Source organism: Pseudomonas aegrilactucae (assembly GCF_019168305.1).
In the GTDB taxonomy this organism is placed as follows: domain Bacteria; phylum Pseudomonadota; class Gammaproteobacteria; order Pseudomonadales; family Pseudomonadaceae; genus Aquipseudomonas; species Aquipseudomonas aegrilactucae.
This window is the reverse complement of the sequence record NZ_JAHTBI010000039.1, coordinates 85,252-102,620: the sequence shown is the minus strand read 5'-3', so window position 1 is coordinate 102,620 and position 17,369 is coordinate 85,252. Positions and strand designations below refer to the sequence as shown.

The 17,369-nt window shown below is 64.7% G+C and carries 13 protein-coding genes and 1 pseudogene; 3 read left to right on the top strand and 11 right to left on the bottom strand.

Going from position 1 to position 17,369, the window contains the following annotated elements; all coding sequences use genetic code 11:
• Positions 1 to 188 precede the first annotated feature (188 nt).
• The 8 genes from KUO17_RS12040 to KUO17_RS12005 all read right to left on the bottom strand — a co-directional run bounded on the left by KUO17_RS12040 (position 189) and on the right by KUO17_RS12005 (position 10,913).
• Positions 189 to 1,769: a rhodanese-related sulfurtransferase gene (locus tag KUO17_RS12040; protein WP_217975783.1), complete on the bottom strand. Its 1,581-nt coding sequence runs from the start codon at positions 1,767 to 1,769 to the stop codon at positions 189 to 191.
• The gene (locus KUO17_RS12035; protein WP_217975782.1) at positions 1,766 to 2,374 is read right to left on the bottom strand and encodes a cysteine dioxygenase family protein; all 609 of its coding nucleotides are present in this window, start codon (positions 2,372 to 2,374) and stop codon (positions 1,766 to 1,768) included. Before KUO17_RS12035 ends, KUO17_RS12040 begins: the two co-directional genes overlap by 4 nt.
• 47 nt (positions 2,375 to 2,421) lie before the next feature.
• Positions 2,422 to 3,525 carry an LLM class flavin-dependent oxidoreductase gene (locus tag KUO17_RS12030; RefSeq protein ID WP_217975781.1) on the bottom strand — a complete coding sequence of 368 codons (1,104 nt, stop codon included), beginning with the start codon at positions 3,523 to 3,525 and terminating at the stop codon, positions 2,422 to 2,424.
• 38 nt (positions 3,526 to 3,563) lie between these two features.
• Positions 3,564 to 4,898 (bottom strand): LLM class flavin-dependent oxidoreductase, encoded by a 1,335-nt coding sequence (locus KUO17_RS12025; RefSeq protein WP_217975780.1) that lies wholly within the window; start codon positions 4,896 to 4,898, stop codon positions 3,564 to 3,566.
• Between the two features lie 211 nt (positions 4,899 to 5,109).
• Positions 5,110 to 7,482 carry a TonB-dependent receptor plug domain-containing protein gene (locus KUO17_RS12020; RefSeq protein ID WP_425274851.1) on the bottom strand — a complete coding sequence of 791 codons (2,373 nt, stop codon included), beginning with the start codon at positions 7,480 to 7,482 and terminating at the stop codon, positions 5,110 to 5,112.
• 126 nt (positions 7,483 to 7,608) lie between these two features.
• Positions 7,609 to 8,115, bottom strand: a complete 507-nt coding sequence (locus KUO17_RS12015) for a RidA family protein (protein WP_217975778.1) — start codon at positions 8,113 to 8,115, stop codon at positions 7,609 to 7,611.
• 18 nt (positions 8,116 to 8,133) lie between these two features.
• Positions 8,134 to 9,714, bottom strand: a complete 1,581-nt coding sequence (locus tag KUO17_RS12010) for a flavin monoamine oxidase family protein (protein WP_217975776.1) — start codon at positions 9,712 to 9,714, stop codon at positions 8,134 to 8,136.
• Between the two features lie 308 nt (positions 9,715 to 10,022).
• Entirely contained in the window at positions 10,023 to 10,913 is an 891-nt protein-coding gene (locus KUO17_RS12005; RefSeq protein ID WP_217975775.1) for a LysR family transcriptional regulator, read from the bottom strand.
• A gap of 349 nt (positions 10,914 to 11,262) precedes the next feature.
• Here KUO17_RS12005 and KUO17_RS12000 point away from each other — a divergent pair, with 349 nt between their 5' ends.
• Complete coding sequence (locus tag KUO17_RS12000; protein ID WP_217975774.1) at positions 11,263 to 11,778, top strand: hypothetical protein; 516 nt, start codon at positions 11,263 to 11,265, stop codon at positions 11,776 to 11,778.
• A gap of 16 nt (positions 11,779 to 11,794) precedes the next feature.
• On the opposite strand, the gene KUO17_RS11995 is transcribed toward KUO17_RS12000, so the two are convergent.
• Both KUO17_RS11995 and KUO17_RS11990 read right to left on the bottom strand, forming a co-directional pair.
• Complete coding sequence (locus KUO17_RS11995; protein ID WP_217975773.1) at positions 11,795 to 12,439, bottom strand: helix-turn-helix domain-containing protein; 645 nt, start codon at positions 12,437 to 12,439, stop codon at positions 11,795 to 11,797.
• 4 nt (positions 12,440 to 12,443) lie between these two features.
• Positions 12,444 to 12,608 carry a hypothetical protein gene (locus KUO17_RS11990; RefSeq protein ID WP_217975772.1) on the bottom strand — a complete coding sequence of 55 codons (165 nt, stop codon included), beginning with the start codon at positions 12,606 to 12,608 and terminating at the stop codon, positions 12,444 to 12,446.
• A gap of 333 nt (positions 12,609 to 12,941) precedes the next feature.
• On the opposite strand from KUO17_RS11990, the pseudogene KUO17_RS27175 reads away from it, so the two are divergent.
• Together KUO17_RS27175 and KUO17_RS27170 are read left to right on the top strand one after the other, a co-directional pair.
• Positions 12,942 to 14,042: pseudogene (locus KUO17_RS27175) on the top strand (nitrate- and nitrite sensing domain-containing protein); the annotation flags it as partial.
• A complete protein-coding gene (locus KUO17_RS27170; protein ID WP_425274850.1) occupies positions 14,037 to 14,903 on the top strand; it encodes a methyl-accepting chemotaxis protein in 867 nt (288 codons plus the stop codon). The pseudogene KUO17_RS27175 and the gene KUO17_RS27170, both read left to right, overlap by 6 nt.
• 60 nt (positions 14,904 to 14,963) lie before the next feature.
• Here the strand turns inward: KUO17_RS27170 and KUO17_RS11980 are convergent, their stop codons facing one another.
• Entirely contained in the window at positions 14,964 to 17,336 is a 2,373-nt protein-coding gene (locus KUO17_RS11980; protein WP_217975770.1) for a hybrid sensor histidine kinase/response regulator, read from the bottom strand.
• Positions 17,337 to 17,369: the final 33 nt, after the last annotated feature.

Below are 17,369 nucleotides of genomic sequence, written 5' to 3'. Positions count from 1 at the left end.
ATCGAGCGCCGCCCGCGCGGCGCTTCGCTGGCAAGTCGAATCGTCGCACCGCAGCTCCCACATCTATTGCAACGCGCCACGGCCTGAGAGATTTGGGTTGTCAGCCTTGGTGGTCCGGGGACAGATTGCGGTGGGGCCACCTGGTGCCAGCCATGCCTCTCTGGCACCCATGACATCGAGCACTCCCCTCAGATCACATAAAACCCATGGGTCCCATCCCGCCCCAACTGCTCGACCAACCCGAACTCCCAATCCAGGTACCCCTGCATCGCTTCCCTCGGATTGTCGGTGCCCTCGTACGGCCGGCGATAGCGATCACTGCGCGGCACCGCCAGGTGCGTTTCCCCCGACTCCACTGGGCGACCCTCGGCAACCCAACGCCCCGTACCACCCTCAAGCACGAACACCGGTTTGCGCGTAAGTTGCTCAAGGTCCCGCGCCGCAAACCGCGCCAGCAAGCTGCTGCCACACGTCAGCACGTAACGCTCGGCCAACGGCAAACGCTCCAGCGCCAACCCCAACTGCGCCCGGATCGCCCAGTGCGCACCCGGAATATGACGCCGCACGTAGTTGGCACTGGCGGTGAAGTCCAGCACCACCGTTTCACCTTCCTCCAACCACTGCACCAATTGCCCAGGTTCGATAAACGACGGCTGCGGCAACACCGGCAGCGGCGTCTGCCAATCCCCGGTCTCGCTGAAATCAACCGCGCTCAAGCCATCGAGCACCGCCACCTGCCAGCCCATCTGCGCCAGCCACGATGCACTCATGTTGGCGCGCACGCCATCGTCGTCGATCAGCACCAGGCGCGCCCCGCGCACACTGGCCACATGGTCGGTTTCCTGCACCAGCTGGCCACCGGGGGTCGAACGGCTACCCGGCAGGTGGCCCCGGGCAAATTCCTCGGGGGTGCGCACGTCGAACAGGTAGGTGGTGCGCTGGTGCTCGGCCTGCCAGGCCTGCAATTGCTCACGGCTCAAGCGGGCGACGCCAGCCTGGTCGGCCACCGCACGCGCCCGGCTGGCCGCCGTCTGGCGGTTGGCCGGGCTGACCTCGCCAAAACGCTGCGACTGGCCGTGCGCCAGGCGTTGCCCGGCCAGGGTCCAGCCAATGGTGCCGTTGCGCAGCGCCGACACCGGGTTGGGGATGCCGGCGTTGACCAGCGACTGCGTGCCGATGATGCTGCGGGTGCGCCCCGCGCAGTTGACGATCACGCGGGTGGCCGGGTCGGGCGCCAGTTCCGCCACCCGCAGCACCAGTTCGGCACCGGGCACGCTGATGCCGCCGGGTATGCTCATGGTCTGGTACTCGTCGAAACGACGCGCATCCAGCACCACTACATCGGCCTGTTCATCGAGCAGCGCCTGGACCTCTTCGGCCGCCAGCGAAGGCGTGTGACGCCGGCTTTCCACCAGTTCGCCAAATGCCTTGCTCGGCACGTTGACGTCACGAAACAGCTCGCCACCGGCGTCGCGCCAGCCGGCCAGCCCACCGTCGAGCAGCGCTACATCGGTGTAACCCAGCGCCTGCAGACGCTCGGCGGCAATCACCGCCAGGCCTTCGCCATCGTCATACACGGTGACCTGGGTATCGCGCCGCGGTACGCGTGCGTAGATCTCGACTTCAAGTTTGGACAATGGGATGTTGGCCGCGAACAAGGGGTGGTCCAGGGCAAAGGGCGCCTCTTCGCGCACGTCGATCAGGGCAAGTTCATGTTTGTCCAGCAGCTGCTGGCGCAGTTCGGCGTAGGCGCGGGTAGGGGTGCTCATGGTGCAAGGTTCTCTTTGGACAGGTCCCAGATGTTGGGCAGGCGGGTGTTGGAGTAGCCGGAGATAAACGGTTTTTCGGTACCGTCGGCGAGGTACACGGCACGCTTGACCGCGCCGATGTTGGCGCCATACACATGGATGCTGATGGACACCCGGTCGTCGAAGGCGTTGCTGACCTGATGCACGTCGCCGATGCGCGGCGACACGGCTTCGACCTGGCCCTGCTCAAGGCGTACCGGCGCACCGGCCGGCAGCAGCGCGCCCTGCTCGGTACGCGCAAAGCCCTGCGCGTATTCAGCGCCGCGCAGCATGCCGATCAGGCCCCACACGCGGTGGTCGTGAATCGGCGTGCTTTGCCCTGGCCCCCATACGAAGCTGACGATGGAAAAGCGCTGGCGCGAGTCGCTGTGCAGCAGGAATTGCTGGTAGCGAGCGGGGTCTGGCTGGGCCAGCTCCGGCGGCAGCCAGTCGTCCTGCGCGACCAATTGCTGCAACAGCAGTTGGCCGCTGTCGAGCACGGCGGCTTCATCGGTTTCTCGGTCGAGCAGTTCGGCAAGGTTGCCGATGAACTGGCGAAGGCGGTCAAGGCGAAGCGGTTCGGTCATGGTCGTGGCTCAGGCTGGCGTCGATGTCATGGGGTGATGTCTGTCTGTCAGCCGGTGGCTTGCTTGCCCTGGGTCTGCAGGGCTACCCGCTGGCGGATGCGCGGCAGCAATTGCTGGCCGTACTCCACCGCATCGCGCAACTGGTCGAACCCACGGAACAGGAACGTGCTCACCCCCAGCTTGTAGTACTCCAGCGCCGCATCCGCGACCTGGTCGGGCGTACCCACCAGCGAGGTGGAGTTGCCCGCCGCGCCGGTCAGCGCGGCGATCGCGGTCCACAACCGCGTGTCATGCACGTTCTTCTGGCTGGCGATGTCGACCAGGCGCTGCGAGCCGCTGTTGTTCTTGCCCACATTCAGCTCGCGCCGCTTGCCCTGGCGTTGTTCATGCAACACGCGGGCGTCCTGCAGGATCTGCTCGGCACGCGCCCAGGCTGCCTCTTCGGTAGCCCCAAGGATCGGGCGCAACGACAAGCTGAAGCGGATGTGCTTCTCGCGCCCGTAACGCGCCGCCGCCTTGCGTACCTTGGCAATGCGCTCGCGGATGTTCTCCAGCGGCTCGCCCCACATCATGTACACGTCGGCATGCCTGGCCGCGACTTCCACCGCGGCATCCGAAGCGCCGGAGAAGTAGATCGGCACATGCGGTTTCTGCAGGGGCTTGATCTGCGTGAGGTTGTCTTCGACCCGGTAGTGCGGGCCCTGATGGCTGAACGGCTCGGTGGCGGTCCAGGTCTGCTTGAGCACCTGCAGGTACTCGTCGGTGCGCGCATAGCGGGCATCCTTGTCGATGAAGTCGCCGTCACGCTGCAGGTCGCCGCTGTCGCCGCCAGTGATCACGTTGATCGCGGCGCGCCCACGGCTGAGCTGGTCGAGGGTGGCGAACTGGCGGGCGGCGAAGGTCGGCGCCTGAAAGCCCGGCCGGTGCGCCACCAGCAGGCCGAGCCTTTCAGTGTGCGCCGCCACATGGCTGGCCAGGATCAGCGAGTCGGCGGCGCTGGTGTTGACCGCCAGCAGGGCCTGGTCGAAACCGCCATATTCCTGCGCCTGGGCAAATGCCTTGATGAACTCAAGGTCCACCGCGGGCCCGCGTGCAGCCTGGGACTCGCTACTTTCCTGGGGGCCGATCAGGCCGATGAATTCGAGGCTCATGGATAACGCTCCTTGTGGGATTGAGGGGGGGGGGCGGCTCAGGCCACCGCGTCCTGGGTGCGGCGTACGGTATTGCGGTTGGCCGGCACGGCCAGGCCGAAGTTGTCGCGCAGGGTCTGGCCCTCATACGCCGCGCGCAGCAAGCCACGCGCCTGCAGCAGCGGTACCACCCGTTCGGTGAACTGCTGCAGGCCATCGGGCAGCAGCGAGTTGATGATGAAACCGTCGGCAGCGCCCCGCTCGAACCAGTCCTGCACGGCATCGGCAACCTGCTCGGCGGTACCCACGAAGTCTCGCCGTGGTGCCGAGAAACGCAGTGCCACCTCGCGCAGGCTGAGGTCTTCATCACGCGCCAGTTGCTTGAGGTAGTCGCTGGTGCCCTTGTGGCTGTTGCTGCCCAGCTCGCCCAGGTCGGGGAAGGGCGCGTCCAGCTCATGCCGGCTGAAGTCGTAGTCGTTGAACGGACGCCCCAGTGCCACCAGCGCGTCGTCGATGCTGACCAGCGCCGCGGCCTGCTGGTAGCGCCGCTCGGCGTCCTCGGCATCGCGCCCCACGATCGGGCGGATGCCCGGCAGGATGAACAGTTCGTCGGGGTTGCGGCCAAAGCCCTCGGCACGTTGCTTGAGGTCCTGGTAGTAGGCGCGAGCGTCGCTCAAGCCATCGGGGCTGACGAAGATCGCGTCGGCAGTGTGCGCCGCGAAGTTGCGCCCATCCTCGGAGACGCCGGCCTGGAAGATCAGCGGCTGGCCCTGGCGTGAGCGGGCGATGTTCAGCGGGCCCTTGACCTTGAAGAACTCACCCTGGTGGTTCAGCGCATGCAGCTTGTCGGCGGCGAAGAACTCGCCGCTGTGCTTGTCGCGCACGAAGGCATCGTCTTCCCAGGAGTCCCACAGGCCCTGCACCACCTGCACATGCTCCCTGGCAATCCGGTAGCGCAGCGCATGCGGCGGGTGTTCGGCCTTGCCGAAGTTGTCGGCCGTGCCCGACAGCCAGGAGGTGACCACGTTCCAGCCGGCCCGGCCGCCGCTGATATGGTCCAGCGAGGCCAGTTGCCGGGCCACCTGGAAGGGCTCGGTGTAGCTGACGGTGATGGTCGCCACCAGGCCGATGTGCTCGGTGACCGCCGCCAGTGCCGAGAGGATGGTCAGCGGCTCGAAGCGGTTGAGGTAGTGCGGGCTGGATTTGGCATGGATGTGCAGGCTGTCGGCAATGAACGCGAAGTCGAATTTCGCGCCTTCGGCCAGCTGTGCCTGCTGCTTGTAGAAAGCGAAGTTGACGCTGGCATCGGCCAGCGCGTCGGGGTGGCGCCATTCGCCCCAGCCATGGCCCACGCCATGGATCATGGCTCCCAGTTTGATCTGTCGTTTACTCATGTTCCGTTCCTGTGGCGAGTGCAGTAGCCAGGCGCAGGTGCGCCTGGCCGATTCGATGAAATGGCCTCCACCAGGAAAGGGGTCGGTCGTGCTTAGACCATAAGCGTCAGCGTACGGCCTGTGAAAGCATATTTTCTTATATGCTAATTATGAAATTAGAGAATTAACGTAATGATTAAATATCAGTATTTAGCATGTTGCCGTGGGCGGCTCAAAAGTCGTAGGTAAGCCGGGTGTAGTAGTAGCCGCCCGTGAAGCCGAAGGGCGAGTACGCGCCGTAGCTCTTGGTCATGGTCTTGCTGGCCGGCCCCTGGCGTTCCGGGTACACGTCGAACAGGTTCTTCGCGCCGATGGCCAGGTTGAGCGGCTTGCTGAGCTGGTAGCCCAGGTCCAGGTCGGTGATCCAGCGCGCCTGGTAGGTGCGGTCGAGCGAGCGGTCGCTGGCGTCGTTGACCTCGGTGTACGAGCCGTAGCGGGTCAGCCCCAGGTTGACGCTGTAGCGGTCCAGGCGCCAGTTGCCGCCCAGCAGCAGCTTGGTCTTGGGTTGCACGCCGGTGATCAGGTTGCGCGCCTCGCGGTCCATCAGCGCGTAGTCGGTGCCCAGGATACTCACGCTTTGCTTGTAGTCGAGGATCTCGGTCTCGTTCCAGTTGAACGCCGCCGTCCATTTCAGGTTGCCCCAGCCGCCCAGGTCCTGGTCGTAGTTGCCGACCAGGTCCAGGCCCTTGGTGCGGGTATTGGCGCCGTTGGTGAAGTACTGCCCGCCCGAGGTGGAGGTGATGCCGTTGTCGGTCAGCGCCTGGGTGACCTCGGGGCCGAGCAGGGTGCCGGTGAGGGTGATGCGGTCGCGCACATTGATCAGGTAGGCGTCGGCCGTGAACGACAGGCGGTCGCTGGGCTGGAAGGTCAGGCCGAGGCTGTAGTTGCTGGATTTTTCTGGCTTGAGCGATTCGGCGCCGAGTGCCTGCGCCGCCGCCGAATCCACTGGCAGCACACCGTAGTTGATCGACTGGTACACCCCGTTGACCACCCCGTAGGTGGTCGAGCGTGCACTGAACAGGCTGTTGGCCAGCGACGGTGCCCGAAAGCCGTTGCTCACAGTGGCGCGCACCGCCAGTTGCGGGGTGAACGCGTACCGCGTGCTGAGCTTGCCGCTGCGTGTGGCGCCGATACCCTGGTCGTAATGCTCGTAGCGCAGCGCCGCGCCTACATACCACTGCGCCAGCGGATTGAAGCCGACGTCGATGTAGCTGGCCACGCTGTTGCGGTGGGTACTGCCGGCCTCGGCGGGGGAGATCCCGTTGGTGACCTGTGCGCCGGACGAGGCGCAGTTGCCCGGCGATACGCAATAGCCGCCATCGGCCCAGCTGGCCCAGTCGCCGTCTTCGACCTCATAGCCGTCGCGACGCTGCTCCAGGCCCCAGGACAGGTCCAGCGGCTTGCTCAGGCCCACCTCGAAGGTGCGGTGCAGGTCCAGGTTGCTGGTCAGTTGCGTGGCGATCCAGGTGCCGGACTCGAAGTGGTTGGGCGTGGCTTCGCCCAGCGACGGGTTCTGGTTGTTCCAGGTGCCCTGGGCGGCCTCGTTGCGCCCGTAGGTGCTGGACAGGTCCCAGTCCCACGGGCCGGCCAGGCCCTTGGCGCCGAAGGCGGCCTGGAAGTCGTGCTCCTCGATGTACCAGGTGGGCACGTAGCCGGCCGGGTAGCCATTGGGGCCGGTGGTGATGGTGTTGATGATGGTCGGCAGGCGGAAGTTCTGGCCTTGCTCGGCCTTGCGGTATGACCAGGTGGTAAAGGAGTACAGGCTCAGGTCGTCGTCCACCGGCAGTTCGGCGTTGTAGCCCAGGCTCAGCAGGTTGATCTTGGGCGTGCCATAGCCGCCATAGGTGGCCTTGCCCGCGCGCTCGCCGGCCTCGGCAACGCTGTAGCCGTTGGCGCTGGCCTTGTTGTCGTCGTTCTGGCTGCGCGCGTCCAGGGCCAGTTGCACCACGCCGTCGCGGCCGATTTCGAAGCCCTTGTTCAGGCTCTGCTGCACCGTCTGCTTCTTGCCGTCATAACCTTGCCCGGCGTTGGTGACGGCAGTGCCGCGGGTGTCCGCCTTGAGGATCACGTTGATCACCCCGGCGATGGCGTCGGAGCCGTACTGGGCGGCGGCGCCGTCGCGCAGCACCTCGACATGGTCGATGGCGCTGATCGGGATCAGGTCCAGGTCGGCGGGGGCAGCGCCGGCGTTGAGGCCGCTGATGTTAAGGGTCGCGCTGGTGTGCCGGCGCTTGCCGTTGACCAGCACCAGCACCTGCGCGGCGTTGAGCCCGCGCAGGTTGGGCGCGCGGGCCATGCCGCTGGCATCCCAGCCGGTTTTTTCGGGCAGGGTGAAAGACGCCACGCTGGCGCTCAGGGCTTCCATCAGGCCGGGCTTGCCGGTGGCCTGCAACTGTTGGGCGCTGATCACGTCGATCGGCGCCGGGCTGCTGGTGACGGTGCGTTTCTCGCTGCCGCGGCTGCCGGTGACAATCACCGTGTCGAGGCGGGCGCTTGCAGCCGAGGTGTCGGGCAGTTCTTCAGCCACAAGCGGTGCAGCACTCAGGCAGGCGGCGATCGCCGCCGGCAGCAGCGGCCTGCGCAGGTACGCCGCAGGTACACGTGGAAAGGGGGCAGTGTTCAAGGCAGGTATCCTGTTCTAGCTGTTCTGGGGGACGCTGGCGGGCTGGGCTTACGGGGCCTTGGCGGCGATCGCTTCGATTTCCACGAGTGCGCCGGGCAGTGGCAGGGCCACCACCTGCACGACGGTGCGGGTCGGTTTGTGCGGTTGCTCGGCGGTGGCGAAGAAGCGCGTGTAGGCGGCCTGCAGGCCGGCAAAGTCCAGCGTGCCGCCTTTGTCCGGGTCGCCCACCAGGAACACCCGCAACTGCACGATGTCACCCAGGCCCAGGCCCAGGCCCTGGCCTTGCAGGGCGCTGCGCAGCTTGTTGAGCACCGACAGGGTCTGGGTTTCGGTGTTGCCGTAGGCGGCGATGCTGCCTTTTGGCGCCTTGGGGTCGGCGATGTCCGGCAGCGTGCCGCTGACGAAGGTCAGGTGCGCCGAGGCCGGTACGGTGACCTGTTGCGAGATGGGAAAGTTGGAGCCCGGCGGGTCGATGCGCTGGATGCTGTCGGCGTGGGCGGTGTTCAGCGTCAGGCTCATGAGGGCACCGAAGGCAAGCGCGGTAGAGGTGTGCATGGGGAATATCCTTGTCGATCAGGCGGCAACGCCGCGGGTGGTTTGAGTGGCATGCCGGGTGATCAGGCCGACCACCCTGCGCGCCGATTCGGCGGCGCTGTTCTGCCAGATGCCGACACCCCCGTGGGCCAGCGCATCGCTGGCCAGCCAGGTGCGGCCCTGGGGCTGGTTGAGGGTGTCGTAGGCCGGCTGCGCGACTTCGTCATGCACGATCCAGGGGCTTTCGCTGAACGGCACGTGGCCCCAGTTGATCGCCAGCGGCCGGCCCAGCTTGTGCGCGTGGCCGGGGTGCAGCGACTCCACGGCCGCGCGTGACGAGGCGAACTGTGCCGTGTGCGACTTGGCGGCAAACCCCTGGGCCACTTCGCCGGTGTTGTAGGTGGCGACCAGTACGCCCTGGGCACTGTTGAGGCGGTCGCTGGGGTACCAGAGCGTGCGCGCTTCATGGTTGATGTAGGACAGCCCGCCGTAGATCTGGAAATCGGTTTCCCAGAAGCGCGGCGATTGCCAGGCCACCTTGTTGGCGGTGTCGCCCTTGGCCTTGCCCAGGGCCTGCTTGAAGTCGACGGTGAAGTTGGTGTCCAGGCGCTGCAGCAGCGGCAGGGGCAGGGCGACCACGGCGTAGTCGGCGCTCTCGGTGTGCTGGCGGCCGGTCTTGCGGTCACGCCAGACCACCTGGCTGGCGTTGTCCGAGGTGCGCAGGCTGAGCACCTCGGCGTTGAGCTGCACCGCGTCCTTGACCTGGCGGTAGAAGGCCTTGGGGATCTGGTCCATGCCGCCCTTGGGCTGGAACATGGTCGAGGAGAACTCGGGGATCTCGTCGAATACCAAGGGCAGCAGCAGGTTGCTGTCCAGCAGCCGCTTGAGTTCGACCGGCGAGCGGTTGATCGGGGTCTGGTCGCCTGCGCCGGCGAAGCGGGTATAGCCCGAACGCACCGAGCCGCGGTATTGCTGCTGCTCGTTGAGGTCGCCATACACCTTGAGAAAGTCCAGCAACGCCTTGCGCTCGTCGCCGCTGAGCTCCTGGTCGAGACTGTGGCGGTTGACGCTGCGCGCCAGCAGCTCGCTCAGGTGCCCGCGGGTGTCGTTGACCGCCTGGCGCAACAGCAGCGGCGGCTGGCTCAGGTCGGGCTGGGCGAGGGCGTTGCGGCTGCTGTTGACCAGCACCTCCAGCTCCACGCCCAGTTCGCGGCAGTAGCCGAGAATGGTCAGGTGGTGGCTGGGCAGGCGCGCGGCGCCGGCATTGAAGAACAGCCCGTCATCGAACGCGACGGTTTGTGCGCTGGCGTTGTCGTGCTCGATGCGGTCGCCGTTGCGCAGGGTCCATACACGCCCGCCAATGCGCTCGCGGGCCTCCAGCACCTTCACCTCGAAACCGGCCTTGCGCAGCTCGTAGGCCGACACCAGGCCGCTGATGCCGCCGCCCACGATCAGTACGCGCTTGCCGTTGCCCGAACGGCTGGCCAGGTTCAGCGGGGTGAAGGTGGCAGCCTGTGCGTTCTGGCCCGGCAAGGTCAGCGCGGGCAGGCCGCCCACGGCGGCCGAGTAGCCACCAATGGCGGCCAGGCGGGTAATCACGTCTCTACGGGTAAGCCCCATGTTGCGATCTCCACAAGGTTGCTGGAGACGCACGGCGGCCGGTGGGGGTGGCAGCGCAGCACGTCGGTCCAGGCAACCGCAAGGTTGGATGTCGGCGTTCTGCGCACTGCCAGGGGCTGCCGCTACGGCAGATGACAGGGGGGCAAGCAAACCCGGTGGCGGTGGCAGAATTCCATTTGCCTCCACCAGGTCGGGGTCGGTGAAAAGAACATAAGCGTCTGAATTACGCTTGTGAAAGGCTTTTTAGTTCTAAGTTAATTATCAGAAAAAAGCATAATGTTTATTTTTTAAAATGCGATATACAAATTTCATCCGTCCAGGCGATGCGCCGCCACGGCGCCGAACAGTTCCACCGGCTCCTGCAGGTTGCCCAGGTAGCGCGGGTGGAACAGCCACAGGTCGACTTGCGGTTTGAAGTCGCTGATGTTCACCACTTCCAGCTGGTCGCGATGGCGGCTCAGGGCAAACAGCGGTTCGGGTACCAGCCCCAGGCCCTGACCGTTGGCCACCAGGCCCAGTTGCAGCTCGGTGCCGAAGGTTTCCAGGTTGATCTGCAGCGACAGCCCCTGTTCGCTCAGGGCGCGCTGCAGGCCTGCACGAAAACCGCAGCCGTCGGGGTTGAGCACCCAGCCCTGGCTATAGCAGTCCTTGAGCTTGTAGCTGCGCTTGCTGGCATTGCCCTTGGCCGTCACCACGCGCAGCGGCATGCGGCCGATGGAGCGGCTGGCGATACCTTCGGGGAAGATCTTGCCGGAGGGGAACAGGGCGGCGGCGGCGTCCAGGTCGCCGTTTTCCATCTTGGCGATCAGTGCGCTGCCCCAGCCGCTGACCACCTGGGTGCGCAACTGCGGGTAGGCCTCGCGGATCTGCGCCAGGGCGTCCAGCAGCACCACGTCGCCCAGGGTCTGCGGTACGCCCAGGCGCAGGGTGCCGCTGGGTGAACCGTCGTTGGCGACCAGTTCGCGCAGGGTGTCGATCTCGCGCAGTATCGCCTTGCATTGCTCGTACACACGCAGGCCCATGGGCGTGGGCTTGAGCGGCTTGGTGTTGCGGTCCAGCAGGTTGGCGCCCAGGTCTTGCTCGAAGTTCTGCACGCGCCGTGTGATCGCCGGCTGCGTCAACTGCAGCGACTGCGCTGCGAGGTTGGTCGACTGGCAGCGGATGACCGCGACGAAAGCGTCCATGTCATCGATCTTCATATTCGGTTCTCACATAGTCTGGCGGTGGAAAATGTCTTTGCAGAATAATCCGCTTTGTCGGGGCCTGCTGTCGATACTTTCGCCGGTTAGATCAAATATGCATTTGGGTTATGAGCTTATGGCGTGATGGCATATCCATCGTGACGTTATGGGTGTGTGGATGGCCAGCCGCGACGTGATTGCATCGGTGTGGCTGCAATCACGGCAACAGGGGAGGTGATGTGCAGGTTTCGGCAGCCGCGACAGCGCCCGTTGCTGCTGCGCCGGCATCTTGCGGCGCCGGCGCCCGGGCCTAGAATCGGCCCCATCAACTCCACACCCTATTGTCGAACTTGAAGAGGATTTCACCATGATGAACGCGATGCAGATGCCGATGAGCGCCAGCCTGCCGATGATGCCAATGATGGGCATGCCGATGATGATGGCGACCATGACCTGCACCATGGTCGAAGACGGCATGCTGTGCACCATGAAGCCTGCTGCTGGCATGGACATGGCCCTGTTCCGCAACAATGCCGACATGATGCAGATGATGATGAACTGCGGCATGCCGGTGATGATGCAATGCGCCAACCTGTCGATGATGTGCATGTCTCAGGACATGATGGCAATGAGCATGGGCATGGGTATGCCGATGGCGGGCATGTCGATGCCAATGGGCGGCATGGGCATGCCGATGATGAAGTGCATGATGGAATGCAGCGTGATGGCCGATGGCATGACCTGCAAGCTGATGCCCATGGCCGGCATGAGCATGGACATGATGAAAAACTGCTGCAGGCTGATGACGAAGATGATGAACGATTGCAGCATGCCGATGATGATGAGCTGCAACGGCATGCCGATGATGTGCTGCACCTGCTGATGCGCAGCGGCGCGCGTCAGTCGCGCCGCTCAGGGTGGGTGACCACCAGATAGGCCACGGCCTCGCTGTCTACCGGGTTGCGGTAGCGGTGGGGCTGGTCGGCATAGAAGGTGATCGAGTCGCCGGTGGAGAGCAGGTAGCGTTCCTCGTTCACGCTGATCTCCAGAGCGCCTTGCGCCACCACCAGGTTCTCCTGCACGCCGGGCCCATGGCCGGCGGAATATTCCTCGCCCAGCGGGCTGATGCGCAACTCATAGAATTCCACCTGGTGCGCTGTGTCGTACGGGTAGAGCGCACGGCTGACGAACGCGCCGCTGGCACTCACCAGGCGTTTGCTGTCGCGTGCCGGCATCAGCGTCACGCCATCGCATTCGCGGTGTTCCAGAAAGGCTGCCACCGACACCCTGAGCCCCTTGGCAATCTTGCACAGCACCTTGATCGACGGCACGCTGCGGCCCGACTCGATCTGCGCCAGCATGGCGCGGCTGACACCACTGACCCTGGCCAGTGCATCAAGCGAGAGCTGGCGTTTGCTGCGCAGGCGTTGCAGGTTCTGCGCGACGCGGTCGCCGATGGTGTCGTCCTCGCCGGGTTCGGTGTGCGGTATCAGTTGCAGTGTGGGGTCTTGCGGGGAGGCCAGAAAACGGCTCGGGTTGCTCATGGCCTCACGCCTGGCGAGGGGCTTTGGGCGCGGCGTGGGCCTGGCTCCACTGCTGTGCGCCGAAGCCTGCCTGCTGTGCGTACATCGCCCACAGTTGGCGCCCGAGCAGTTGTGCCTGCTTGCGTTTGCGAAACAGGCTGAAGTCGATGACGGTGGCGGAGTGGCTCATGGAAAAATCCTTGTCTGCACAGTGGGGCATGGGCTGAGCGTACGAGTTTTTTGTTAGAACCATAAATACTTAATATTTATTTGTTAATTCTTTTTTGGAATTAGCGCGGCGGGCTGCTGTGCGCGGATTTTGTTGCGCTCACGCGTATTGATCCAGGTCATGACGGTGCACTGTGCGCTGTGTTATCGCGCCATTGTCGCCCAGTACTTTACCTATGAAAGTCACCCTAAGTTTATACATCTCACGTAAAATGCCGCCGCGCACGGGGGGGACAACAACAGCAAACTTCATCGCGTGCCGACGTACTTAACGCACATTGAGGTTTGAAGGAACATGCTCAAGAACTTGCCCCTGCGGATGAAACTGATGTTGATTCTGCTACTGCCCCTGCTCGGATTCCTGACGCTGGCGGGTGTATTTGTCGTCGACAACTACAAGACCTTGCGTGACATGGAAACCACCGTGACCGCCAGTTCCACCGCGCAAAAGATCAGCCAGTTGATCACCACCCTGCAGCGTGAGCGAGGCGCCAGTGGCGTATTCATTGGCAGTCGCGGTAGCACGATGGGCGATCGTCTGGCGCAGATGCGCAAGCAATCGGATGATTCGATCGCGGCAGTTCGTGCGTTGTCCGGCACGCCCAATGCCGAACTCGATACGGTGATTCGCGCACTGGACGGTCTGGCGCAAACCCGCGCCACTGTCGACAAGCTGGCGCTCAGCAGTGCCGAGTCGGGTGTCCGTTACACCGAGATCATCAAGACGCTCATTGGCTACACGCACTCGCTTGAGTCGCGGGTCAACAATGCGACCATTGTTCATGCACTCGGCGCGCTCAACCAGTTTATTGAAATGAAGGAACGCGCGGGTCGCGAGCGTGTGGTATTGGGCCTGGTGTTCAATCAGGACCGCTTCGACGAAACGCTGTTGTCGTCGTTCAGCCGCAACCTGGGCGAGTTTACCGCTTACGCCGACGCGTTCCGCCGCAAGGCGCCAGCCGCGTCGCTGCAGCATTTCGACAAGGAGATGCAGGCGTCGGCTGCGGTCGAGGTGGGCAAGTTGCAGCGCCTGGCGTTCGAAGTGCCGCTGGGCCAGCCGCTGGGCGTCAAGCCGCAGGCCTGGTTCGACCTCGCCACGCAGCGTATCGACCTGATGGGCGAAGTCGAAGTCGCACTGGGGCAGAGTGTCGGCAGCCTTGCCTCGCACACGCGTGATGCTGCCAGCCGGGCCCTGTGGCTGACCATCGGCGCGGCCATCATTGCCTTGCTGGCAGTATCGGTGCTGGCGTACCTGATCATTCGCAACATCAACGAGGCGGTCGGTGAGGTGAACCGGGTGCTGGGTGCGCTGGCGCAGCGTGATCTCACCGCGCGCGCCACCTACGAGAGCAAGGACGAATTCGGTCAGATCTCGCGCAACCTCAACAGCATGGCGCAGGAAATCAAGGGCATTGTCGAGGAAATCGGCAATGCCACCACGCAGGTGGCCACCGCGGCCGAGGAGTCCTCGCTGGTCACGCTGCAGACCAGCCAAAGCGTGGAGCGTCAGCGCCAGGGCACCGAACTGGTGGCCACGGCGATCAACGAAATGAGCGCGACCGTGCGTGAGGTGGCTCGCAGCACCAGTGATGCGGCGCAGATGTCGCAGCAGGTCAATACCAGCACCGCGCAAGGGCGCAGCGAGATCGAGAGCACCGTTGTGCTGATCCAGCAGCTGTCGGCGCAGGCCGAGCAGACGGCGTCGATCATCGGTGACCTCAAGCATGAGAGCGATGCGATCTCGTCGGTGCTCGACGTGATTCGCGGTATTGCCGAGCAGACCAACCTGCTGGCGTTGAACGCGGCCATCGAGGCGGCACGTGCCGGTGATCACGGGCGTGGCTTTGCGGTGGTGGCATCCGAAGTGCGTACCCTGGCGCAGAAGACCCAGGAGTCGACCGGCAACATCCAGCAGATGATCAGCAACCTGCAGGCTGGCTCGGACCGGGCCACCACCTCCATGCACGAGACGCTGGGCAAGGCGCAGGCCGGTGCAGTGAAGGTCGAGCGAGCCGGCGAGCTGCTGGTGGAAATTGCCGAAGGCGTCGCCAGCATCAGTGATCGCAACATTCAGATTGCGTCGGCTGCCGAAGAGCAGACGGCGGTGTCCGAGGACATCAATCGCAATGTGAACGAGATCAACGACCTGGTCATCCAGGTGAGCGCAGGTGCGCAGCAGACGGCCGTTACCAGCCAGGAGCTTGCGCGCCTGGCCGAGCATCAGCAGCAGTTGGTCGGTCGCTTCAAGATGGCGTGATGCCTGGGCATGAGGCGGGCGGGCGCGGTCGCTGACCGGGCCCATTCGCCGCGTGCGGCCTCAGCGCGCCAACGCTGTCCATAGCGTCGCCTGCAGATCCTGTTCAGTGAAGGGTTTCTGGATCACCGACGAGTTGTTCAGCCCCAGCACGTCCGTATCGGCGTAACCCGTGATGAACACCACCGGTACGGCAGGCTGCGCATGTTTTACCAGCGCCGCCAGTTCACCTCCGGTCATGCCCGGCATGGCGTAGTCGGTCAGTACCAAGTCGACCTGCGCCGTGAGCATCGCCAATGCATCCACGCCACTGCCTGCCTGGATCACCTTCAGGCCAAACGACTCGAGCATGCTGGCGGTCAGGTTGCGCACTGCGGTGTCGTCGTCCACCAGCAGTACCGTCGCCCCTCGCGCCTGCGCAGGCGCAATGATCGGTGCCTGCTCGGGCGCCACGGGCAGTGCATTACCCTCGATGCGCGGCAGGTAGACACTCACCGTGGTGCCCACCGCCAGCGCGGTTTCAATCTGCACACCGCCGCCGGACTGCTTGGCAAAGCCGAACACCTGTGCCAACCCCAGGCCAGAACCATGGCCGACCGGCTTGGTGGTGAAGAACGGTTCGAAGGCCCTGAGCAAGGTCTCCTCGTTCATGCCGATGCCCGAGTCGGAAATGGAGAACACCACGTAGTTTCCGGGCTCCGGGTCTTCAGGGCGCACCGGCGGCTGCTCGAGCGTGGCGTTGAAGGTGCGCAGGCGTACCGAGCCGCTACCGTTGGCCATGGCGTCGCGGGCATTGATGATCAGGTTGAGGATGATCATCTCCGTCTGCGTCGGGTCCGCCGAGGCGGTCCACAGGTCCTGGGCCAGCGACATCTCGACCCAGATACTTGCCCCCAGCGCCTTGTTGAGCAGGCCCTGCATGCCGCGCACGGTCGCGTTCAGGTCGACCGGGCGCGGTTGCAGGCGCTGGCGGCGCGAAAACGACAGCAGTTGGGCTGTCAGCTTGGCGCCGCGTTCCCCGGCGTCGGTGATGTGCTGCAGCCGGGCGCGTACCTTGTCCAGGTTTCCGCGCTCGATATCACGGCCGGCAAAGCTCGAACTGGTCAGGATCACCGTGAGCAGGTTGTTGAAGTCGTGTGCCACGCCGGCCGTCAGCTGGCCGACCACCTCCAGGCGTTGCATCTGCTGGAGTGTCGCTTCGACGCGCTCCTTCTCGTCGATCTGCTCGCGCAGGCGCTTGTTGGTGTTCGCCAGCTCTTCGACCACGGCGCGCTCATCGGTGATGTCGCGCACCGCCGCATACATCAGCCCGTTCTCCGGCACGATGGTCCACGACAGCCAGCGATAGTCGCCGTTGGCGTGGCGCATGCGGTTGACGAAGCGGGTCGACACGTTGCCGCTGGCAATGCTCTGGGTTTCCTTGACGGTGGCGTCCAGGTCCAGCGGGTGGATCAGTTCCCACAGGCGCAGGCTGCCGATCTGCTGGCGTGACCAACCCAGCGCCGACTCCCAGGCCGGGTTGAAGTTGATCGGCGTCATGTCGAAGCGCAGCACGCCCAGCAGCTCGCGCGACAGTTCCCAGGTACGGTCGCGCTCGCGGGTACGCTGCTCGACGCGCTCGCCCAGGGTCTCGGTCAGTTGCACCAGCGCCTGGGTGGCAACCTTGCGTTCGCTGATGTCCTGCATCACGCCGCTGAAGCGCACGCATTGGCCGTCCTTGAACAGCGAACGTCCATTGGAGTTTATCCAGCGTACGCGGCCACCGGGCAGCAGCACGCGGTACTCGGCATGAAAGCCGGTGTCCTCGCTCAGGGCGCGGTCGATCTTGGCCTGCAACGGCGCCTGGTCATCGGGGTGGCAGCGTTGCACCACCTGGGCAAGGTTCAGCTCGCTGGTCGGCGGCACTTCATAGAGTGCGCGGCTGCGTTCGTCCCAGATCACGCCGCCGGTGCGTATGTTGATCTCCCACACGCCCATCTCGGCGGCCTGGATGGCCAGGCGAGCACGGGTCTCCACCTCTTCCAGGGCGTTTTCCGCCGCGCGGCGTTTCTCGCGTTCGCGCACTTCGAGCACGGCGCGGCGGATGGCCTTGGGCAGTACCTTCAGGTTCTGCTTGAGAACGTAGTCGACCGCGCCCAGGCGCATGGTCTCCACGGCCTGCTGCTCGCCGAACATGCCGGAGAGGAAAATGAACGGGGTGTCCGGGGCCGACGCCTGCGCCACCTCCAGCACCTGGATGCCGGACGAGGAGGGCAGCAGGTAGTCGCACACGATGACGTCGAAGGTCTGCTGGCGCATGGCTTCGCACGCGCCGATGTGGTCATGTACCACCACCGGTTCCACCTGCAGGCCGTAGCGCTCCAGTGTCAGCAGTGTGAGCTCGACATCGTGTGCGCTGTCTTCGATCAGCAGCAGCTTGACCTTGGCAAGGAGCATCGGCGCTCCGGACTCTCGTTTAGGCATGTGTGG